Source organism: Photobacterium kasasachensis, from assembly GCF_050336885.1.
GTDB lineage: Bacteria > Pseudomonadota > Gammaproteobacteria > Enterobacterales > Vibrionaceae > Photobacterium > Photobacterium kasasachensis.
The window spans coordinates 1-21622 of the sequence record NZ_JAKJSH010000031.1 but is presented as its reverse complement, the minus strand read 5'-3'; the positions used below and the strand labels follow the sequence as shown (position 1 = coordinate 21622).

The window sequence follows — 21622 nt, the reverse complement described above, 5'->3', positions numbered from 1 at the left end:
GTATGACAGCAATGAGCAAATCGACTCAGAATTTGCGCTATTCCGCCTTAATCGCCAACCTCTCTCTCATTTTGTGGGTGGGCGTATGGCAAAGTACTCTTTCCCCCCATCCGCACCTGAACAGCTTTGTTCTGGCCGGCATGTGGGTATTGCCCATGCTGTTCCCGCTAAAGGGGATCCTTGAGGGCAGGCCCTATACCCACGCATGGGCAAATTTCATCCTGATGCTCTACTTCCTACATGCCCTGACCATTCTTTGGATCGACGGCGGTGAGCGCCTGCTGGCACTTGTCGAGCTGGGGATCACCTCCTGGGCATTCGTTTCCAATATTCTTTTTGCCCGTCATAGAGGCAGAGAACTGGGTATCAAGCTGAAGAAGCTGTCGCAGGTTGAGAAGGAAGAAAGAGAGAACCACGGCGATAAGAAATAGCCTCTCCGGGAACGAACCGTACACAAACAAAAATGCGGTGGAATACCACCGCATTTCGTCAACTCGCTACATCAAGAGATACGCCTAACGCACCTTAAGGCTGCCAGTAATACTGATTAACTTGGCTAAGTGCTGGCATCATGGTTGCCGTTACATCGACAGCCTGTGGATCCTGGGGCACATCAGCTGTTGGCTCGGCGCTCAGCGGCACTTCTTTAGCAACACTCTCCCCAACAACGTCTTCTCCAACAACAGCGTCTTGCGGCTCAGTCGTCTCAACCAATCCGGTCTCAGACTCAGCAGCAACCGTATAGCCGTTATCGGCAGGTTGCGAGGTCAAACGACGATCCTGGCTTAGCTCACGCTGAAATGCCATCTCAGAACTCAGCAAGTTCACCCCAAAGATCACGGTATCCCCTTTAAGCTTGCTGGCATTGACCGACGCCACTGAGGTCAGGTTGGTCAGCATACGCTCCAGGGCAAAGAAATCTTCTGTCGACTGAATGTTGGCAACCTGAATCGCATACTCGCCGTCGCTGGCACCTCCTAGCTGCACGGCATATTTGCCTGCCAGCTGATCGGCAACCTGATTCATCATCTCTGTCAGCGCGTCGGCTGATATGCCTGCCGCCCGGCCCTCTGCTGGTGCAACTTGCGATGACACTAGATACTCTGGCTTGTCGGCAAACAGTTGCCAGCCCAGTTGGACATTATTATCTGCCTGCTGGCGCACTCGGACAACCAATACAGCATCAGGCTGATAGCGGGCACTTGCTCCGGCAATCGGCTGAACAAAGCCGCCCCAGATATCCGGGATGTTGATTGCCGTTACGTCTTCAAAATCTCCGATCGGCATCATAACCGGGACGCCTCGGTTATCCGCCGCATTTTTCAGTTGCGGCTCGAAACTGTTTCCTGACTGATCCCAGATGATGTCACGACTACGATTCGCATCATTCACCATCCAGACCAGCACACTCGGACGCTGCTCGCTCCATAGCGTGGCATTGGCCTGGGTCAGCAGGTTGCGGATCCGGGATCGGTCGAAGGTCAGCTCCAGTGTCTGCTGCCCATCTTGGCTACCGTAGCCAAACTGGCTCACATACGGGCTGCTGTTCGACAGCGCCTTGCGAATAATCTCATTCTGAGTAATTGTGCTCTGGCCTGACACTTTAATCAGTACCTGCTCCAGCGCTTCCTCACGGGCTTTTTTTTCCGACTGTTTATCCGTGTCAGGCAACGCCACCTCTGCCTGATATAAATTGGTTACCGTTGCCGCTTTAAGCGGCAGGGCCATTAAAGCAAACAGTAGTAGAGCAAAACGCAACATAGAAAACTCATTAATCACTTAGTTATTCCCCGATCATAAAATGAACGAGCCAGTATCGGCAACTGCAACTGCCACAAAATCCCAGACTATCTGATATTTATTGGATTGACTATCGCTTCCGCTTGCCTTGTGCCGTTCTAGCAACTTATTTAGGCGATATCTCAGTACCAAGGTGCTATATAAATACGCTTTTAGTCATCATCAAATGTAATCATTACAACAAAATCAACCAGAGATCACAAAAGCAGCAAGACTTTGTTGCAAATGATAACTTAAGCAAAAAGCAGATAGGCAAACGATTACACCCGTGCTAGCATTGCGCGATTTTTTTTTCAGACAGGGTGGAAAAGTATAATGATGCAGGTACTACAAGGTGCACAGATGCTATTCGTTGCATTTGGTGCGTTGGTTCTGGTTCCGTTGCTTACGGGGTTAGATCCTAGTGTTGCGCTCTTCGGCGCAGGTATTGGTACCCTCCTCTTTCAAGTCATCACCAAACGTTCCGTTCCTATCTTCCTTGCTTCCTCTTTTGCTTTTATTGCTCCTATTATGTACGGCGTCCAGACCTGGGGCGTTCCCGGTACGATGGGCGGCCTGATGATGGCTGGGGTTATCTATGTCTGCATGGGCGCGGTCATCAAAGTCCGCGGGGTAGGTATTATTCATAAACTCCTTCCGCCTGTTGTTGTCGGACCTGTGATTATGGTTATCGGCCTGGGTCTGGCACCTGTAGCTGTCAACATGGCTTTGGGCAAAACCGGGGACGGTGCCGTTCAGCTCATTGACGGTAATGCAGCACTGTGGATTTCAAGTATCTCTCTGCTGGTAACCATCGCACTGAGCGTTTTCGCCAAAGGATTCCTGAAGCTGATCCCTATCATGGGAGGGATTGTCGCCGGTTACTGCGTGAGCCTTGGATTTGGTGTTGTCGACTTTACTCCGGTTGCTCAGGCAAGCTGGCTGGCTCTGCCAAACTTCACTTTCCCGGAGTTCAATATCAACGCCATTCTCTTTATGATCCCGGTCGCCATCGCCCCGGCGGTAGAGCACGTCGGTGATATGCTGGCTATCTCCAACGTAACCGGTAAGGACTACCTGAAAAAGCCCGGCCTGCACCGCACAATGGCTGGTGACGGGGTTGCGACCATTGCAGCCTCTATGTTTGGCGCGCCACCGAATACCACCTACTCAGAAGTGACCGGTGCGGTGATGCTGACCAAGGCATTTAACCCTGTGATTATGACCTGGGCTGCGGTAACTGCACTGGTACTGGCATTCGTTGGCAAGCTAGGTTCTGCACTGCAGACAATCCCGGTTCCTGTCATGGGCGGTATCATGATCCTGCTGTTCGGTTCAATTGCCACAGTCGGCCTGAACACATTGATCAAAAACAATGTTGACCTGCACAAAGCCCGCAACCTGGTGATCGTCGCTGTCACGCTGGTCTTCGGCATTGGTGGTATGGCATTTGGCATCGGCGAGTTCAGCCTGCAGGGAGTCAGCCTGTGCGGCATCGTAGCTATCTTGCTGAATCTGGTTCTGCCGGACGACCTGGGGGAAAACCATGTGGTCGATAATGCTCAGATAGAAGACACAGCCAACTAACATGCGCTGCTGACAATATCCAATCATGAAAAAGCGCCGGTGGTTATCAACCATCGGCGCTTTTTTACAGCAGTTGCTCACTGCCCGGCAGGTACAAAAAAACCGGACATCAGTCCGGTTTCAGCGTTAGGGCATAAAATTATTTGGTGCCGAAGATTTTGTCACCCGCATCGCCCAGACCAGGAACGATGTAGCCCTTGTCATTCAGCTTCTCATCGATTGCAGCTGTGAACAGCTCAACGTCTGGGTGAGCTTTTTTCAGAGCTTCAATACCTTCAGGAGCCGCAACCAGAACCAGTACTTTGAACTGCTTACAGCCCTGCTCTTTCAGCAGATCCAGTGTGGCAATCATTGAGCCACCAGTAGCCAGCATAGGATCGACAACCAGTGCAATACGCTCATCAATGTTTGATGCCAGCTTGTTGAAGTAAGGAACCGGCTCAAGGGTTTCTTCATCACGGTAAATACCGACCACGCTGATACGTGCGCTAGGTACATGCTCAAGAACACCGTCCATCATACCCAGGCCAGCACGCAGAATTGGCACAACAGTTACCTTTTTACCTTTAATTTGGTCAATTTCAACTGGACCATTCCAGCCTTCAATGGTAACTTTTTCTGTTTCGAAGTCTGAAGTCGCTTCATACGTCAGCAAGCTGCCTACTTCCGTTGCTAGCTCACGAAAACGCTTAGTGCTGATGTCGCCTTCGCGCATAAGACCGATCTTATGTTTTACCAGTGGGTGTTTAACCTCAACGACTTTCATTTCTGACTCCTAAGCAAACAAAATTTAAAAAAATCGCATTATTATACACTAGACCATGAGTGCTCTGATAGGGGTTGATGTTTCGTTTGCTTAGGAAATAGCCACTGAGATTTATTGACGCAAACGTTTCCCTTTCCGCCCTGACTGCTGTTATCATACCCCCGCTTTTTTACTTTAATGCGGTGAGGGATCTCTTGTGAGCGGCAATAACTCTTCTCTTAGTTACAAAGATGCAGGTGTTGATATCGATGCGGGAAATGCATTGGTTGATCGTATTAAAGGGGTGGTAAAACGCACCCACCGTCCCGAGGTCATGGGCGGTATTGGTGGCTTCGGCGCGCTCTGCTCGCTACCGACCAAGTATAAAGAGCCGGTATTGGTTTCCGGAACCGACGGTGTGGGCACCAAGCTTCGCTTGGCGATGGATCTGAACAAGCATGACACAATCGGTATCGATTTGGTGGCCATGTGCGTCAACGATCTGATTGTGCAAGGGGGAGAGCCGCTGTTCTTCCTGGACTATTATGCGACTGGCAAGCTTGAGGTCGATACCGCAGCAGCCGTTGTTGCGGGGATCGGCGAAGGTTGTATCCAGTCTGGCTGTGCCCTAATTGGTGGTGAAACCGCGGAAATGCCGGGGATGTACCACGGCGAAGACTATGATGTCGCGGGCTTCTGTGTCGGTGTCGTCGAAAAGGCCGATATCATTGACGGCAGCAAAGTCAAAGCCGGCGATGCACTTATCGCTGTGGGCTCAAGCGGTCCGCACTCTAACGGCTTCTCCCTGATCCGCAAGATCATTGAAGTCTCTCAGGCCGACCTAAGCAAAGAGCTTAATGGCAAACCACTGGCCGATCACTTGCTTGAGCCAACAAAGATCTACGTTAAATCCACGCTGAAGATGATGGAAAGCTGTAATATTCACGCTATTTCTCATATCACAGGTGGTGGTTTCTGGGAAAATATCCCTCGCGTATTGCCAGCAGGCACGAAAGCCGTTGTTGACGGCAAGAGCTGGGAATGGCCTGCCATCTTCAACTGGCTGCAAGAAGCCGGCAACGTTGAAACCTACGAAATGTACCGTACCTTCAACTGTGGCGTCGGCCTGGTTATTGCCCTGCCACAGGCACAGGCCGAGCAGGCTATCGACATCCTGAAAGCCGAAGGCGAAAACGCCTGGCTTCTGGGTGAAATTGCTGATGCCGAAGCCGGTGAAGAGCAGGTGGAGATTAAATAAGACGATGAAAAGCATCGTAGTTCTGATTTCCGGGAGCGGCTCGAACCTTCAGGCGATGATTGATGCCTGTGACAGCGGCATCATTCAAAATGCACGCATTGCCGCTGTGGTATCAAACAAGGCTGATGCCTATGGCCTGGAACGGGCCCGTCAGGCGGGTATTGATACCGTACACCTCGTAGCCAGTGACTACAGTGACCGTGAAACGTATGACCGGGCTCTGGCAGAGCACATTGATGCTTTCCAGCCAGATTTGGTCATACTAGCCGGGTTCATGCGTATTTTGAGCCATGAGTTTGTCCGTCACTACCAGGGCCGGATGCTCAATGTACACCCTTCGCTGCTGCCGAAGTACACCGGCTTGCATACCCATCAGCGGGCCATTGATGCAGGTGACAAGGAGCACGGCACCAGTGTGCATTTTGTTACCGAAGAGTTAGACGGTGGTCCGGTGATCCTTCAGGCCAAGGTGCCTATCTTTGACACTGATACAGCTGAAGAGGTCATGGCTCGGGTCCAGGAGCAGGAGCACCGTATATATCCGCTGGTAGCCAACTGGTTCTTGCAAGGCAGGGTCTGTATGGCTGAAGACAAAGCTGTTTTTGACGGACTCCCTCTGCCGCCGCATGGCTATGCCGCGGAAGAGTAGTCGATACAGCATAAAACCATAGCGATAAAAAACGCGACCTTGTGGTCGCGTTTTTGATTTAGCAAACAGATGACTAAAACAACAATGTCTACAACGTTCGGTTATGGATCAACTCACCGTAGTGGAATACGCTAAATTCACCCGGCTGCATTTTGTGCCAGCTCTCGTCATTAGTCAGCGGTTGAGTGGCAATCACCGTAACCACATCATTTGGCGTAGTTTCCATCTGAAAGTCGATAGTGACATCTTCGTCAATCAAAGAGGCCTGGCCAAACGGTGCCCTGCGCGTGATCCAATGCAGATTATTGGTGCAATATGTCAGTACGCACTCGCCATTGCTAAGCAGCATATTATAGACACCCAGCTCCCTGAGGCGATCACAGCACACCGCGACATAGTCGTAAACCGCGACCATATCTTCCGGAAGATCAGGAAACTTGGCCTCCAGCTGGTTGAGCAGCCAGCAGAAGGCTATCTCACTGTCGGTATCGCCAACAGGCCTGAAGCGTCCGGTATCTAGCTTTTCATAGCCTGTTAGCTGGCCATTGTGAGCAAATGTCCAATAGCGCCCCCATAGCTCCCGGGTAAACGGGTGAGTATTTTCGAGGCTGACACCACCACGGTTGGCCTGACGGATATGGCTAACGACGGCACAGCTTTTTATCGGATACTCCTGCACCAGTTCAGCAATTCGCGACCGGCAGCTCGGGTTGGGATCTTTAAAGGTACGAAATCCCCGCCCTTCATAGAAGGTGATCCCCCAGCCGTCCCTGTGAGGGCCGGTCTTTCCGCCTCGCTGCATCAGGCCGGTAAAGCTAAAACAAATATCGGTTGGCACATTGGCACTCATGCCAAGCAATTCACACATAGTCCTTTATGCCCTCTCTGCAGGATTGAGACATGTCTAACAATAACTGAAATTAGCTCGAAGCCATCTCTTTCTCAACCAGCATAATTAAAATGTGGATAATTTTAATATGCACTTCCTGAATTCGGTCAGCAAATCCGAAATGCGGCACACGGATCTCCACATCAGCCAAGCCTGCCATCTTGCCGCCGTCTTTACCGGTCAGGGCAATGGTTTTCATGCCTTTGGCCTTGGCGGCATCAATCGCTTTAAGAATATTGCCAGAATTGCCCGAGGTCGACAGACCGAACAGGACATCGCCCTTCGCACCGACAGCTTCCAGGTAGCGAGAGAACACATAGTCGTAGCCGAAATCATTGCTCACGCAAGAAAGGTGGCTAGGATCTGAAATCGCAATACCCGGGTAACCCGGACGGTTTTCACGGTAGCGTCCTGTCAGTTCCTCGGCAAAGTGCATCGCATCACAGTGTGAGCCACCGTTACCGCAAGACAGTACCTTGCCGCCCTGCTTAAAGGACTCGGCCAGTACTTTGGCAGCAGCTTCGATATCTGCAATGTTTTTTTCATCGCTTAAAAAGCGGTTCAATACTTCAGCAGCTTCATTGAGTTCTGCACGGATCAAATCTTGGTACATAGACTAATCTCGGGTTATTCATACAATATTATCGCCTAGCCGGAGCCCTCCGGCTAAGCACTTATACGCCTTAGCTTGCAGTGTACAAAGAAACGGCCGAAGGTGTCGACTCCTGAGACAGCACATTGTGACGGTTTATGGCCAAATGCTCACGTAATAGCTGCGCAGATGGGTAAAGCGAGATGTTGTCGGCCATCAACACGCCGGCCGTCGTCAACTTTCTCTCGACATGACCTGCAACCCCGAGCAGATACACCGGATACTGACGGATTCTGTCCAGCGCATTTTCAAAGGCATGGATAGCCGTAATATCTATTGTCGTGACATCGCTGAAATCAAGCACCACGGCCCGGGTCTCAACTTGCGAATGATCAATAACATTGAATGCTTTTTCGCTGGCCGCGAAGAAAAGCGGGCCATTGATATCATATACCACCACATCGTCACCAAACTCCTGATGCTGGTGCTCCCCGTTCACTTCCGTCACACTGGTCAGTGTCGCGATACGCTGAATAAACAGCACTCCGGCCAGCAAAAGGCCAACGACGACGGCAATAACCATGTCAAAGACCACTGTCAGGGTAAAACAGCTCACCAGTACAGCAACATCACGACGTGGGGCCACCTTCAGGGTATGGACAAAGTGCGGCGCTTCCGACATATTCCAGGCGACCATGATCAGCAAACCGGCCAGGGCGCTCATCGGGATAAACGACAACATCGGTGCCAGTACTATCATCGCCGCCAGCACAAACAGTGCGTGAGTAATGGCCGACACCGGAGAAAATGCACCGGCCCGAATATTGGTGGCAGTACGGGCGATGGCAGCCGTTGCCGGGATCCCGCCAAAAAATGGCACCACCATATTGGCCAGCCCCTGCCCCACCAACTCGGCGTTCGGGTTATGCTTGCTGCCGGTCATGCCGTCTGCCACCACCGCGCAGAGCAGCGATTCAATACACCCGAGCATCGCAATGGTAAAGGCGGCCGGCAACAACTCAACCACCAGCCCCCAGCTGAACTGGGCATCTTGCCACGGCATCACCAGTTGCGGTAATACCTGCGGGATCCCCTGGCCAACCAAATCGCCGATTTGATAGTGGAACTTTTCACCGAGCAAGCCAACATGCGTGCTGCCCCACTGGTTCATCAGTAAGGCCAGCACGGTACCTGTCGCAAGAGCAACTACATGTGGAGGGATCCGATTCTTAAGCTTGGCCCATAGAATGAATGTCGCAATCGTACCAAATCCGACCATCGCATCGGCATAGTTAATACTTGGCAGGGCACTCATATACGCCATGACTTTCTCGGGAAAGTGCACTGGATTACCTTCAACCGCCAGTCCGAGCAAATCCTTTAGCTGTAGGAAGGCAATAACCAGCCCTATTCCGGCAGTAAACCCTGTCGTTACAGGATACGGTACATAGGCCACCAGCTGGCCAAGGCGCAGCACCCCCATCAATAACAGGATCACCCCGGACATCAGAGTGGCCAGCATCAGGCCGGACAGGCCGTATTGCTGAGTAATCGGCAGTAAAATCACGACAAATGCGGCCGTCGGGCCAGTAATATTAAATCGCGAGCCACCAAACAAGGCTGCCAGCAAACCAGCAACAACCACCGTATACAAACCATGCTGTGGCGGCACACCAACGGCAATCGCCAGCGCCATCCCCAGCGGAATGGCCACAACACCCACAGTAATACCTGCAACAATATCGGCACGAAGCGTAGAGAAAGAATAACCTTTTCGCCACGCTTGTTTTAAAGCATGAAATAACAACACGACAAACCCCTGCACTTGCGTACAAAAGAAAATTTAAGAAAAGCTGTCATCCCGAGTGAGGGATCCGGCGGGCATGTGTCAGTCGGAGTTCGGGAAAGGCAACAAATGACGCCATGAGTCATCCACAGCCTAGATTGACACTGGTGTCAACTTGGTAAATAGCGTGAACGGCATCACAATACGGTCCATATTAATTGTATGACTTATTTTCGCAAGCACATTTTTCCAACTCGCTGATCTTGATCAAGCCCTTATGTAACAAGGGATGACAGGACATCTTTACATAACGCCATCCTTTCAGAACAGAAAATTATTTTACATTTCATTAAAGATCGCCTTACACTTATCACAAGTGGTAAGACCTCTTACCTTGCATAAAACGTACCCAATAATAATAAATCAACGCCCACCGATAAGGAGAATCATCATGGTTACACTTGTGTACCTACTAGGGCTAATTGGTATAACCGGTGTACTCGCCTACCACCGTGCCAACCTCAGAACCTTTACCGCCATGTTTGTGGCAGCACTGGCTGTAGGCTCGGTACTCGATATCGTCGGCCAGTACAGCTGGTTAGCTTTCCTGCTGATTGCAATACCATTAAACGTGATTTCATTACGCAAAAACCTATTGAGTAAACCCGCTCTCAAAGCGTTTAAAGGCGTCATGCCCGAGATGTCCCGTACCGAAAAAGAAGCCATTGATGCCGGTACCGTCTGGTGGGAAGCCGATCTGTTCCGCGGCGCACCTAACTGGAACAAATTGCATGATATTCCGGCCCCGCGCCTGAGCGCAGAGGAGAAAGCCTTTCTCGACGGTCCCGTCAATGAAGTGTGCCGAATGGTCAACGACTTTCAGGTAACACATGAACTGGCCGATCTGCCCCCCGAAGTCTGGCAGTACCTCAAGGATCATAAATTTTTCGCTATGATCATCAAAAAAGAATACGGCGGCCTGGAATTTTCAGCTTATGCCCAATCTCTGGTGCTACAAAAGCTAACTGGTGTCTCTGCCGTGCTCTCCTCGACCGTCGGTGTTCCGAACTCACTCGGCCCGGGTGAGCTATTGCAGCACTACGGCACCAAAGCGCAAAAAGACCACTACCTGCCTCGTCTGGCAGAAGGTAAGGAAATTCCTTGTTTCGCCCTAACTAGCCCGGAAGCCGGCTCTGATGCAGGCTCAATTCCTGATTTTGGTATCGTCAAAAAAGGGATGTGGCAAGGTGAAGAAGTCTTGGGGATGGAACTGACCTGGAATAAGCGCTACATCACGTTGGCCCCTATCGCGACTGTGTTAGGTATGGCCTTTAAGCTATTCGATCCCGATCACCTGCTGGGTAATGAGGAAGATCTCGGTATCACCTGTGCTTTGATCCCAACCGATATCGACGGGGTTGAAATTGGCCGTCGCCACTTCCCGTTAAACGTGCCATTCCAGAATGGTCCGACTCAGGGTGACAAAGTCTTCGTACCCATCAGTTTCATCATCGGTGGCCAGGAAATGGCCGGTCAGGGATGGCGCATGCTGGTTGAATGCCTGTCTGTCGGCCGTGGTATCACTTTGCCATCGAACTCCACAGGCGGCCTGAAGACAGCAGCCATGGCAACCGGTGCCTATGCCCGTATTCGCCGCCAGTTCAAGTTACCGATCGGCAAAATGGAAGGTATTGAAGAACCGTTGGCCCGTATAGCAGGCAATGCCTACGTCCTGGACTCAGCCAGTAACCTGACGGTCTCCGGTATTGATTTAGGTGAGAAACCTTCGGTCATCTCAGCCATCGTCAAATACCACTGTACCCACCGCAGCCAGCGTAGTGTTATTGATGCCATGGACGTAGTCGGTGGCAAGGGGATCTCCATGGGGCCAAGCAACTTCCTGGCACGTGGATACCAGGGCGCGCCTATTGCGATTACCGTGGAAGGAGCAAACATCCTCACCCGCTCAATGATAATCTTCGGCCAAGGGGCAATACGCTGCCATCCTTATGTGCTGGAAGAGATGGATGCGGCTTACAATGATGATGCAGAAAAAGCACTGAATGGTTTTGATAGTGCTCTGTTCGGCCACGTTGGCTTTGTGATCAGCAACATGGTCCGTTCATTCTGGTTCGGCCTGACTGACGGCAGGGGGTCCTCGGCACCACGCAAGGATGCCACGGCCCGTTACTACCAGCAACTGAATCGCTACAGTGCCAACCTTGCTCTGCTCGCCGATATTTCAATGGCAGTGCTCGGCGGTTCGCTGAAGCGCAAAGAGCGCCTGTCTGCCCGTTTGGGTGACGTACTCAGCCAGCTCTACCTCTCGTCAGCAACCCTCAAGCGTTATGCGGACGACGGCTGCAAGCAAGATGACCTGCCACTGGTTCACTGGGGCTTGCAGGACTCGCTATACCAGGCTCAGGAAGCACTGGATGAGTTCCTGCGTAACTTCCCAAACCGTCCGATTGCCGCGATTATGCGCACCATGATCTTCCCTCTTGGGCTGGGGCGTGTAAGACCAACGGACAAGTTGGATCATAAAGTTGCCCGTATCATTCAGACACCGAGTGAAACCCGTAACCGTATCGGTCGCGGTCAGTTCCTGGAAGCATGCGAGAACAATGCGGTTGGTATGATTGAAGAGACACTGAAAGATATTTTGGCAGCCGAGCCAATCTATGATCGTGTCTGTCAGGCTGCCGGCAAGAAGTTCCCGTTCATGCAGCTGGATAATGTGGCGACGGTTGGCCTGGAGCTTAATGCTATCAACGAGAGTGAAGCCGAGCTATTGCGCCGGGCTGAAGAAGGTCGCTTACGCACGATCAATGTCGATGATTTTGAACCCGAAGAGCTGGCAGCCAAACCCTACCAGCCATCGGAAAAAGACATTGCAGCCTGATAACATTTAGATTGCTCAAGCTAACAAAAAGGGAAGCCACAATGGCTTCCCTTTCTTTTTGAGTTAATTATCAAACAAACCGCAGGTTCTGTTCGCCTTGCCCTCTATGTGGCTATCAGGACGCCGGAACAACCAGTGAATCTTCTTCCAGCACTTTCTTCATTTTGCGCTTGCGCCATAGGAAGGCAATCACAACCACCAGCACCACTACCAGTACGTTGGCACCCAAGATAATTTTCATCACCTTGGAGCGCTCAGCCTGCTTCTCCGCTTCAATTCGCAGCATCTCTTCCCGTTTGGCTTTGGCTTCCTGCTGGGCCCTGAACTCTTCCAGGTTACGATCCAGCTGCAGCTCGGCCATCACCGCAAAATGATTTTCCGGTAGCTTGAAGATCAGCTCCCGGTTATTGAAGTTATCAGTCGCATATAACCACCCATACCAGCCATAACGACCCGGCGCCTCGCCATTGGGCAGGCGTACCTTCAGTCCGTCTTCGTCAGACAGGGCATGCTGCTGGCTGATGGTCTCATCGCCATCAGGGTTTATCTGCACAATGTGGGCAGCAAGGGAGCCGGGAAGTAATGCTCCCTCTTCCGTTTCCACCACGACCTGATGGGGCTCACTGCGTCCTCGTCCCTGAATAAAGCTCGCCCGCAGTGGCGGCGGATACACGAGTATCTCCTGCTCGACGGTACGCAGGAAAACGCCATTGCCCGAGGTGATCCTGACCCGGTATTTTCCCGGCTGGACAGTCACAGGCAGAGCTACCGTAAAGACACCGTCTCCGGGTTCCTCATCAAAGGCCAGTCCGTCATCGGCAAACTCGCCCAGAACGATAGGGCTCGGCTGTGCTTCCTTCGGGAGGTTATCGGCATCTTCAATGTATTCGTAAAAAACGACAGACATCTTTACCCGATCAAGAAAATCGCGCATGGTCAGCAGCTTTCCATCCTGGGTCAGGCGGGCGGTAAACTTGATCGTCTCGGACTGATAGAGCCGCGAAGGCAGATCCTCCACCGTCAGCTGGAGGTTGGACAAGACGACGATCCGGTTCTTAGGGGTGACCTTGCCGACGGCCTGCCAGGGGCCCGGCATCGGATTTTCGATGGAAATGATGTCCATCCCTGGCTCGTCATACCAAGCAACATTCTTCGGATGACGAAAGGAATAGTATTTCTTGCCATCAGGACGCACCAAGACAATCGCCCGGCTGTTGTCTCCCCGTTTGACGACAAACGAGACCTGTTCGACCGTCGGATCAACACGAAATCGGTTATCCAGCCACGACATAGCCGTACTGTCTTTTGCCCAAGACAGTACCGGTATCAGCATCACTAGCAATAATAACCGCCGCATAGCACCTCTATTGACGCCACAGCGAGACGTCACCTTTTTTCTCGATAAGATCCAAGCGCGATTCATGCGCTTGTATTTCATCGGCCGATGCCTTGATGATCTTTAATGATTTTCTTCCCGATGCCAGACGGCGGATGGCACTTTCTGTACCAGTGTCACTTTCTTCGCTGCCGGCGCTGAGTGCCAGCGATGTCTGGCCACCTGTCATCATCAGGTAGACATCAGCCAGGATCTCGGCATCGAGCAATGCCCCGTGGAGAGTACGGTGCGAGTTATCTATACCGTATCGCGAACACAGTACATCAAGGTTGTTTCTTTTTCCCGGGAATAACCGCTTGGCCATCTCCAGGGTATCGGTGACCTTGCAAAAATCCTCGGTCTTGCCGATTGACGAACCCATTTTCCTGAATTCGTAATCCATGAAGCCGATATCGAAGGGCGCGTTGTGAGCCACCAGCTCTGCCCCACGGATAAACTCCATAAACTCTTCATGGACTTCCCGGTATGTCGGCTTATCAAGCAAGAACTCATCGGTAATACCGTGAACATCAACCGCTTCCGCATCGATCTCCCGATCCGGTTTGATATAGACATGGAAACTGTTACCCGTCAGCTTACGGTTGATAATTTCAACTGCACCGATCTCGATAATACAGTGGCCTTCATAGTGAGGGCCGGTCATATTCATACCGGTTGTTTCGGTATCGAATACGATAATACGTTCGTTAGTAGCTTTCATAGTAGCGATTGTGTCAGACTAAAGTTTTTCCTAAAGCGAATACTACCAAATATGACCAAGCAGGTAGAAATTTTCACCGATGGTTCTTGCCTCGGTAACCCGGGGCCAGGTGGTTATGGTACCGTCATGCGTTACAAGCAGCACGAAAAAGAGCTCAGTGGCGGCTTTCACATGACGACAAATAACAGAATGGAACTGCTGGCAGCCATTATCGGCCTGTCAAGCCTCAAAGAATCCTGCCAGGTTGATCTCACCACCGACAGCCAATATGTCCGACAGGGGATCACCCAGTGGATCCATAACTGGAAGAAACGCGGCTGGAAGACTGCCGATAAAAAGCCGGTTAAAAATGCCGATCTCTGGCAGCGTCTCGATACAGAGACACAGCGCCATCAAGTGTCGTGGCACTGGGTAAAAGGCCACGCAGGCCATCCGGAGAATGAACGCTGTGACGATTTGGCCCGTGCCGCTGCCGAGTCCCCGACCCAGGATGATACCGGCTATAAGGCGTAACGACTTCAACTCACAGCAACAATGTTACGCCCCCTTTATTTTCTGGCTTGCCTTGGTCCGGCAATTGAGGCCTAGCGGCGTTAGCTGACGCCGCAACTTCCAGGTTGGTTTTATCGGCTTGAGAGGAACCGTCCGCTTACGGGCGACAATCAAGTACATGCTGCCAACCGACGAACACGTTTCAGACAACACGCTTTCTGCCCAGGCCGAGCAGGCCTGATGCTTTGTCGCCGGCAGTACCGCAAAGTTCTCGTGAAAGACCACCTCGTAATTCAGGACTCCCAGCCAGTCTTTCACCCGCATCGGCATAAACATCCGCCCTTTCCACGGAAAGCGCTTGCGATTCCATGGCAGCAAGCCCCGCATACCAAGAATACTCACCGGGTTATAGCCACTTAACAGGATATAGCCGTCGTCCACCATCACCCGGTCGATCTCCCGCAGCAAGCGGTGGGGGTCTGAACAATAATCTAATTGATGGGTGATCACACAGGCATCAAACGACTTTTCCACAAAAGGCAAGGAAAAGTGGTCGGCAATGACCGTATGCAGCGGATTGAACTTATCAATGCAAATCTGATGCTGGATGTTACAATGGCCACTGGCGAGCTCACAACTTAGCCCACCAAGCTTTAACATATGATAGCCGAATAGCTTAGGCCACCATTCATCAAGCTGGGCCTGGAGCAGCTCCGCCGCCCATTCGCCATTGACGACTTGTGACCAGGTATGTGGTGATTCAATATCTGTTAACGTGCGGGCTGGCTTCATAAGTTATTGCTCAACACCTAAAGGCTGGAGACAAATTACATGCTTACAGTAAAAAGCATACCTGCATTTAATGACAATTACATCTGGCTTATTCACAGTCCGGACAAACGTTGCGTCGTCGTTGATCCTGGTGATGCAACGCCAGTAATCAAGGTGTTACAAGAAGAAGAGCTCACTCTTGATGCCATTCTGGTCACTCATCACCATCATGACCATATTGGCGGGATCAGCGAGCTCAAGCGCGCGTTTCCCCATGTCAATATAGTTGCCCCTTCTGCCGAGCCCATTCCCGGCGTCTCGCAGTCTGTCGACGATGGCGACCAGGTAGAAATATTCGGCGAACGCTTTATGGTACTGAGCGTTCCCGGACACACCGCAGGCCATGTTGCCTATGTCGGGGACGAAAAGCTGTTTTGTGGCGATACCCTGTTCTCCGGTGGTTGTGGCCGCTTGTTCGAGGGCACTCCGGCTCAAATGTACAGCTCGCTACAGAAAATTGCAGCGCTACCAGACGAAACTGAAGTCTACTGTGCCCATGAATATACAAGCAGTAATATTGCCTTTGCCTTAGTCGCCGAACAGGACAACCCTCACCTGCAACGTTACCGCGAAGATGTCAGCCGACTGCGGGCACAGGGTATCAGCACGATCCCGTCGACATTACGACAAGAAAAATTAATAAATCCGTTTTTACGCTGTGATCAAGCCAGTATCAAAAAATCCGTTGCAGATAAGGCATTTGACGACAGTGATCTGGAGACCTTCGCTGCACTGCGTCGTTGGAAAGACGAATTTTGACCTGGGTCACTTGTCTCCAAGGTAGTTGGCCAAGTATCATCTCCAACTATTTTGGCTTTAGGCAGGTTCCATGAAATCCCGATTTTTTTTAGCGAGCGCGCTATTACTGGCTGGTTGCCAAATTACGAATACGACAAATACAGTAGAAGAACAAACAAATACAACCAATAAGAACGAAGAAGCCTCTGTACAAGTGCCAGCGGCTTCTGCACAGGAAGAAACAACCAAACCTGTCGCCATTGAAAAGGTCATCGTAGCAACGCCTCAGGACCAAGACGATGTATGGAAGCGCATTACCATGCAGCTGACCGCCGATATTCCTGAGAACAAACGCGTCAAATACTACCGTAACTGGTACCTGCGCTATCCGGGCCATCTTAAAACCGTTGCCGGGCGCGCCGAACCCTTTCTATATTACATCACCGAAGAAATCGAAAAACGTAACCTACCACTGGAACTCGCCCTGCTTCCTATTGTTGAAAGCTCTTTTGATCAGTTTGCCTACTCCCACGGCAGAGCAGCAGGTCTATGGCAAATTATTCCAGATACCGGTCGTCGTTTCGGATTAGAGCAAAACTGGTGGTATGACGGTCGCCGCGATGTTGTTGAATCGACCCAGGCAGCATTGGACTTGCTGGAGTACCTGAACCGAAAATTTGATGGCGACTGGCTTCATGCCCTCGCAGCTTACAACACCGGTGAAGGACGTGTATTCCGGGCAATTCGCAAGAATAAGGCTGCCGGCAAGCCGACTGACTTCTGGTCACTGGATCTTCCGAAAGAAACCAGCGGTTATGTACCTAAGCTGCTGGCTGTTGCCGACGTGATCAAAAACCAGAAGAAATACGGTATAACCATCCCTGCGATCCCTAATGAACCTGCGGTTGAGCTCGTCAAGCCGGGTACCCAGATGGATCTGGCCATGGCCGCCAGCTATGCCGGCATGAAGCTCAAAGATCTGCAAAACCTCAACCCTGCCTATAACCACTGGGCGACCTCACCGGATGGCCCTAACCACCTACTATTGCCAATCGACAAAGTTGACCACTTCAACAGTCAGTTTGCCAGTAACGGCCGCCAGGGAATGAAAGTGGTTCGCTACAAAGTGAAATCTGGCGATACATTGAGTGTACTTGCACAGAAACATAAGACCACCACCAAACAGATCCAGCGGGCCAACAATATGTCCGGCAGCAATATTCGTGTTGGCCGCCATATTCTGATCCCTGTCGCGATGCAAGATGGCGAGAGTATATCGGCTCAGCTTGCCGCCCGAACCCAGAAAAGCCATGGCAGCGGCTATCGTACAACCTACGTAGTGAAGTCTGGCGACAGTCTGTGGACTATTGCCCGCAGTGAGAAAGTCTCTATTGACCAAATCACCAAGTGGAATGGCCTAAGCAAGAATAAGCCGCTACGTATCGGACAGAAGCTGACCCTTTGGAAGAACAGTGCAACGGGTGGCGTCATCCGTACTGTCTACTACAAGGTCCGCTCCGGTGATAACCTCAGCGCCATAGCCCAGCGGTACAAAGTCAAAGTTTCAGACCTTGTAAAATGGAATCAAATTAACGGCCAGAAGTATCTAAAACCCGGCCAAAAATTAAAACTCTATGTTGATGTAACTAAGGTCAGTGTATGACACCGTCTAAAAACCCATTCATTGCGGTATTCGATGCATTCCGCTCCCCTATTGACTGCTTTGCGGCCGTATACGATCGTCCTAGATGGGCCATTCTGCCCTACCTGATCGCTATTTTGGGACCCATTTTCTTCTGGAGCAGTTATTTCAGCAATGTGGACATGGCCTGGCTACAGCAGGAGCTAATGGTTCAGTTTACCAATCTGAACCAGCAGATGGAGCCGTCATTGCTAACCAAAGAAGCTTTGCATGCTAGCGAAGTCGTCGCTGATATTGCCGGACGCACGTTGTGTGTCTTTGTTCTGGCACTTTGGCTGCACCTGGCCACCAAGAGTAATCAGTACCAGCACAGCTATGGCAAATGGTTGGCCGCATCGTGCTTTATCATGCTACCGACTCTGATCGGCGATTTTGCCAGCTACACCAACATCATGTTCAACAGCAACAATATCATGCCGAATGCAGCTGATCTCAATAGCTTGAATGGTCTGATAAAATTGCCGATGAGCAATCCATGGGCGTCTTTTGCGGCAACAATCCCGCTACTGGCACCATGGTATATCACACTGACTTATGCTGTTGTGACAGCATGGACTGACTTTGATCGGGCCAAATCAATTGTCGTCGCCATTCTTCCGTGGCTGCTCGCACTGATCATTTGGCCAATCATGATCATTGCAGTCTGAAGCTGGCAATAATGGGATTATGATCTGAGGCATCGGTTTTCGGTGCCTCTGCACTGACAAGCTGGAGATCGCGGTAATACAAATGATCCAGCGGCTTGCCAAACACCTTGATCCGCTGATCTTCTCTCAAATGGACATCACGAAGCCCCAGACTTTCGGCAAACGTATTAACAACATCGATCCGAGCCTGGCGCCAGGTGTTAAAGTCACCGGCCAAAATAATTGGCCCGGAATGAACAGCCAATACCGTCCGCAGGCTATCGAGCTGCTCCTGATATTCATCAAGCCCTACCGCAAAGTTCACACCATGCAAATTCACAACGATCAGTGTATTGCCGTCTGAAAGCGCAAACTCAGACAATAGCGCTGATTTGGGCAACCGGAGCCAGGGCTCCATCGTCAGGTAGGCACAGGTACTTTTGGCGTTGACGCTCGATAAGTTCATCACTCCCGCCGGCGTATTCATAAACTTAAACGCATTAGCCATCCGCACTTTCCAGTTGCTGTCATCCAGGTAATCACGTAAGTCGGTATTCAAGCTTGCTTCCTGTAACAGGACAAGTTCACTATCTTGTGAAAATGTCTCCAGGGCTGAGCGCCAGTTTTCTTTTTGTTGCTTATAGATGTTCCATACCGACACAGTAAACTCACCATCGGTGTCCAAAGGATGCGCGATAGCATTTTCAATACAGCGATAGGAAAACTGCGGAGCCAGTACATTCGCACTGACTTCAGGTGTGTCGGCAACATCAAATGACCAGTTAAAAGCACTGACACCTAATACTCCGGCTACCACACCAAGCCCTGCCGCTACTTTTGCATACCGCGCCATTTACATCCCCTTTTTGAAACGAAACCAGCCCTGGCAACAGGGCTGCCATAGAAAACCTAGAAAAGATAGTTAATCAGTAATGTTTGCCGTTATCGTAATATGCCGTTGGAGTCAGCGCGGTAAAAATAACTGCAACATCTTGCTCTGACTCTTCCAGAGCATTACGGACGGCTTCTGTGATATGTTGCGCGACCTGATCTTGGATCTCTTGGCCACGGTCGAACCAAAGCACCTCAACGAATGGATACGCAAACGACACCTCACCATCAAAAATGAAGGTTGTCGAAATATGCTCTAGAGTGAAATCTTCGCGAGGACAGGCCATCAGAGGCTGGAGATCATCTACCAATGCCGTCGACAGTGATTTTACGGTATCAAATTCTACATCACGGAAACGAAGATGCGGCATACTTACTCCCAAATCGCTCACTGCTAAAAGCCAACAAGATACCATTGAATTCGTGTGTTGCGCACCAATTTCTGTGCTCTTGATGACGATTAACGTCAATATATAAGAGTCAATTTTAGCAGCTCTGACGCTAATCGGTTGAAGGTAAAATAGAATAACCCACTTGAACCAAGATCACACTTCTAGGATTTAAACGTCAACTATTATCGATTCCACTAAGCAAGAACCCGCTAGAGCATACTCAGAAAAACGAGCTTGCTACTGAAATAATTGGCTACCGGTTACATATTTGATACCCTTTCACACAAATAAAACACCATTCAATTACTATTTATGAAAAAGATCATTTTAATCACAGCCTTAGCATTTTCAGTACCTAGCTGGGCATTCGGTCAGGGTAATCATGAGACAAGAATCGCATCACTCGAGCAGCAGGTCCGGTTGCTCTCCAAGCAAATTAAATATCTAGAGAGACAAATTGCACTTCAGGATGGTATCAATGAAAGCGGCGATCATATGTACCAGTGCAAAATCCGTGTCTTTGGCGAACAATATACCGGCCGCTCTGCCAACAGGGGAAGTGCAGTCACCAAAGCTGTCGATGCATGTACTGATGCCCAGGAAGACATGTTCTGTCGCCCTGATAGTGTTCAGTGTCAGAAATATTAATATCGCTTTCTGTGCACAGACAGCTGTGAAGCCTCATCGATAGTGAAGCTTTGTATATGAGCCAGAACTCAGAGGGATTCGATAGGACTTGCCAGCAAGTGAGCTGGCGAACCAAGGGGACGCCTAGTTATCCCAACATTACTTCGCAGAAGCAACAAACGAAAAAAAGCCCCAGTCTTTCGACTGAGGCTTCATATATGGCAGGGGTGGAGAGATTCGAACTCCCAACACGCGGATTTGGAATCCGCTGCTCTGCCAATTGGAGCTACACCCCTGTTGTCTCAGTTTTTAAGAGCTGAAACTCTAAATAAAGTGGCGGAACGGCCGGGCTTGCGTTCAAGCGGGACTCATTCGACCGAAGGGCGAACCCTTCTAAATAAAGTGGCGGAGCGGACGGGACTCGAACCCGCGACCCCCGGCGTGACAGGCCGGTATTCTAACCAACTGAACTACCGCTCCACTCAAATCACCGCACGTTCACTGCGATAATCTAAATTGGAAGCCTGGCGATGTCCTACTCTCACATGGGGAGACCCCACACTACCATCGGCGCTATTACGTTTCACTGCTGAGTTCGGCATGGGATCAGGTGGGTCCATAATGCTATGGTCGCCAAGCAAATTCTGTTTATCTTACGTCGCTGACGGAAGATACAATCTTGGAAAGTTAACTAGTATTCTCGCGCTTACATTCAAGCGTATGTGGAGTCCGTGACCTACATGGATGTAGGAAATACTGATAATCGTCTGGAACGATTTCAGTAATAAAACCCCTTGGGTGTTGTATGGTTAAGCCTCACGGGCAATTAGTACAGGTTAGCTCAACGCCTCACAGCGCTTACACACCCTGCCTATCTACGTCGTAGTCTCCAACAACCCTTCAGGATACTTATAGTATCAGGGATGACTCATCTCAGGGCTCGCTTCCCGCTTAGATGCTTTCAGCGGTTATCGATTCCGAACTTAGCTACCGGGCAATGCGTCTGGCGACACAACCCGAACACCAGAGGTTCGTCCACT

Annotated in this window: 20 protein-coding genes, 2 tRNA genes and 2 rRNA genes; 10 read left to right on the top strand and 14 right to left on the bottom strand. The window is 50.8% G+C overall.

What is annotated here, in order from left to right:
* The first annotated feature begins 2 nt into the window (after nucleotides 1–2).
* Nucleotides 3–431, top strand: coding sequence for a DUF2069 domain-containing protein (locus L4D19_RS27830; protein ID WP_075765002.1), 429 nt, complete (start codon nucleotides 3–5; stop codon nucleotides 429–431).
* A 94-nt stretch (nucleotides 432–525) separates the two neighbouring features.
* Here L4D19_RS27830 and L4D19_RS27825 read toward each other — a convergent pair whose 3' ends face one another.
* A complete protein-coding gene (locus L4D19_RS27825) occupies nucleotides 526–1761 on the bottom strand; it encodes a DUF2066 domain-containing protein (RefSeq protein WP_428455097.1) in 1236 nt (411 codons plus the stop codon).
* Between the two features lie 354 nt (nucleotides 1762–2115).
* Between L4D19_RS27825 and L4D19_RS27820 the strand changes: the two genes are divergently transcribed.
* Nucleotides 2116–3366 carry a uracil-xanthine permease family protein gene (locus L4D19_RS27820; RefSeq protein WP_160657520.1) on the top strand — a complete coding sequence of 417 codons (1251 nt, stop codon included), beginning with the start codon at nucleotides 2116–2118 and terminating at the stop codon, nucleotides 3364–3366.
* Nucleotides 3367–3505: 139 nt separating this feature from the next.
* Here the strand turns inward: L4D19_RS27820 and upp are convergent, their stop codons facing one another.
* Nucleotides 3506–4132: a uracil phosphoribosyltransferase gene (gene upp, locus L4D19_RS27815; protein ID WP_428455096.1), complete on the bottom strand. Its 627-nt coding sequence runs from the start codon at nucleotides 4130–4132 to the stop codon at nucleotides 3506–3508.
* A gap of 196 nt (nucleotides 4133–4328) precedes the next feature.
* Between upp and purM the strand changes: the two genes are divergently transcribed.
* Both purM and purN read left to right on the top strand, forming a co-directional pair.
* On the top strand, nucleotides 4329–5369 hold the full coding sequence (gene purM / locus L4D19_RS27810; protein WP_428455095.1) for a phosphoribosylformylglycinamidine cyclo-ligase: 1041 nt from the start codon (nucleotides 4329–4331) through the stop codon (nucleotides 5367–5369).
* A gap of 4 nt (nucleotides 5370–5373) precedes the next feature.
* Nucleotides 5374–6018 (top strand): phosphoribosylglycinamide formyltransferase, encoded by a 645-nt coding sequence (purN, locus tag L4D19_RS27805; protein WP_428455094.1) that lies wholly within the window; start codon nucleotides 5374–5376, stop codon nucleotides 6016–6018.
* 88 nt (nucleotides 6019–6106) lie between these two features.
* Here purN and L4D19_RS27800 read toward each other — a convergent pair whose 3' ends face one another.
* From L4D19_RS27800 to dauA, 3 genes are all read right to left on the bottom strand, one after another.
* Nucleotides 6107–6886, bottom strand: coding sequence for a class II glutamine amidotransferase (locus tag L4D19_RS27800; RefSeq protein ID WP_160657528.1), 780 nt, complete (start codon nucleotides 6884–6886; stop codon nucleotides 6107–6109).
* Between the two features lie 52 nt (nucleotides 6887–6938).
* Nucleotides 6939–7520: a D-sedoheptulose 7-phosphate isomerase gene (lpcA, locus tag L4D19_RS27795; RefSeq protein WP_075765016.1), complete on the bottom strand. Its 582-nt coding sequence runs from the start codon at nucleotides 7518–7520 to the stop codon at nucleotides 6939–6941.
* A gap of 70 nt (nucleotides 7521–7590) precedes the next feature.
* Nucleotides 7591–9309, bottom strand: a complete 1719-nt coding sequence (dauA, locus tag L4D19_RS27790) for a C4-dicarboxylic acid transporter DauA (RefSeq protein ID WP_428455093.1) — start codon at nucleotides 9307–9309, stop codon at nucleotides 7591–7593.
* Nucleotides 9310–9736: 427 nt separating this feature from the next.
* On the opposite strand from dauA, the gene fadE reads away from it, so the two are divergent.
* A complete protein-coding gene (fadE, locus tag L4D19_RS27785) occupies nucleotides 9737–12187 on the top strand; it encodes an acyl-CoA dehydrogenase FadE (protein ID WP_428455092.1) in 2451 nt (816 codons plus the stop codon).
* 115 nt (nucleotides 12188–12302) lie between these two features.
* Here fadE and L4D19_RS27780 read toward each other — a convergent pair whose 3' ends face one another.
* Together L4D19_RS27780 and dnaQ are read right to left on the bottom strand one after the other, a co-directional pair.
* Nucleotides 12303–13544 (bottom strand): TIGR03503 family protein, encoded by a 1242-nt coding sequence (locus tag L4D19_RS27780; protein ID WP_428455091.1) that lies wholly within the window; start codon nucleotides 13542–13544, stop codon nucleotides 12303–12305.
* A 7-nt stretch (nucleotides 13545–13551) separates the two neighbouring features.
* The gene (gene dnaQ, locus L4D19_RS27775; RefSeq protein WP_075765023.1) at nucleotides 13552–14283 is read right to left on the bottom strand and encodes a DNA polymerase III subunit epsilon; all 732 of its coding nucleotides are present in this window, start codon (nucleotides 14281–14283) and stop codon (nucleotides 13552–13554) included.
* 51 nt (nucleotides 14284–14334) lie between these two features.
* On the opposite strand from dnaQ, the gene rnhA reads away from it, so the two are divergent.
* Nucleotides 14335–14796 (top strand): ribonuclease HI, encoded by a 462-nt coding sequence (gene rnhA / locus L4D19_RS27770; RefSeq protein ID WP_428455090.1) that lies wholly within the window; start codon nucleotides 14335–14337, stop codon nucleotides 14794–14796.
* Nucleotides 14797–14820: 24 nt separating this feature from the next.
* On the opposite strand, the gene L4D19_RS27765 is transcribed toward rnhA, so the two are convergent.
* Entirely contained in the window at nucleotides 14821–15567 is a 747-nt protein-coding gene (locus tag L4D19_RS27765) for a methyltransferase domain-containing protein (RefSeq protein ID WP_075765027.1), read from the bottom strand.
* 39 nt (nucleotides 15568–15606) lie between these two features.
* Between L4D19_RS27765 and gloB the strand changes: the two genes are divergently transcribed.
* The 3 genes from gloB (at nucleotide 15607) to L4D19_RS27750 (ending at nucleotide 18693) form a co-directional block, all read left to right on the top strand.
* Nucleotides 15607–16365, top strand: coding sequence for a hydroxyacylglutathione hydrolase (gloB, locus tag L4D19_RS27760; RefSeq protein ID WP_160657543.1), 759 nt, complete (start codon nucleotides 15607–15609; stop codon nucleotides 16363–16365).
* A gap of 70 nt (nucleotides 16366–16435) precedes the next feature.
* On the top strand, nucleotides 16436–18007 hold the full coding sequence (locus tag L4D19_RS27755) for a lytic transglycosylase (protein ID WP_428455089.1): 1572 nt from the start codon (nucleotides 16436–16438) through the stop codon (nucleotides 18005–18007).
* Nucleotides 18004–18693 (top strand): Yip1 family protein, encoded by a 690-nt coding sequence (locus L4D19_RS27750; RefSeq protein WP_428455088.1) that lies wholly within the window; start codon nucleotides 18004–18006, stop codon nucleotides 18691–18693. The genes L4D19_RS27755 and L4D19_RS27750 overlap by 4 nt, the downstream gene beginning before the upstream one ends.
* Here L4D19_RS27750 and L4D19_RS27745 read toward each other — a convergent pair.
* Together L4D19_RS27745 and L4D19_RS27740 are read right to left on the bottom strand one after the other, a co-directional pair.
* Complete coding sequence (locus L4D19_RS27745; RefSeq protein ID WP_428455087.1) at nucleotides 18680–19525, bottom strand: endonuclease/exonuclease/phosphatase family protein; 846 nt, start codon at nucleotides 19523–19525, stop codon at nucleotides 18680–18682. The two genes, L4D19_RS27750 and L4D19_RS27745, sit on opposite strands and share 14 nt — an antisense overlap.
* Before the next feature lie 73 nt (nucleotides 19526–19598).
* The gene (locus tag L4D19_RS27740) at nucleotides 19599–19934 is read right to left on the bottom strand and encodes a DUF1904 domain-containing protein (RefSeq protein WP_428455086.1); all 336 of its coding nucleotides are present in this window, start codon (nucleotides 19932–19934) and stop codon (nucleotides 19599–19601) included.
* A 333-nt stretch (nucleotides 19935–20267) separates the two neighbouring features.
* Between L4D19_RS27740 and L4D19_RS27735 the strand changes: the two genes are divergently transcribed.
* On the top strand, nucleotides 20268–20603 hold the full coding sequence (locus L4D19_RS27735) for a hypothetical protein (protein WP_428455085.1): 336 nt from the start codon (nucleotides 20268–20270) through the stop codon (nucleotides 20601–20603).
* A 198-nt stretch (nucleotides 20604–20801) separates the two neighbouring features.
* Here L4D19_RS27735 and L4D19_RS27730 read toward each other — a convergent pair.
* The 4 genes from L4D19_RS27730 to L4D19_RS27715 form a co-directional block, all read right to left on the bottom strand.
* Nucleotides 20802–20878, bottom strand: a tRNA-Trp gene (locus tag L4D19_RS27730).
* A 107-nt stretch (nucleotides 20879–20985) separates the two neighbouring features.
* Nucleotides 20986–21062: transfer RNA gene (locus tag L4D19_RS27725), tRNA-Asp, on the bottom strand.
* A 42-nt stretch (nucleotides 21063–21104) separates the two neighbouring features.
* Nucleotides 21105–21220: ribosomal RNA gene (gene rrf, locus L4D19_RS27720) — 5S ribosomal RNA — on the bottom strand.
* Nucleotides 21221–21387: 167 nt separating this feature from the next.
* Nucleotides 21388–21622: ribosomal RNA gene (locus L4D19_RS27715) — 23S ribosomal RNA — on the bottom strand; the annotation flags it as partial.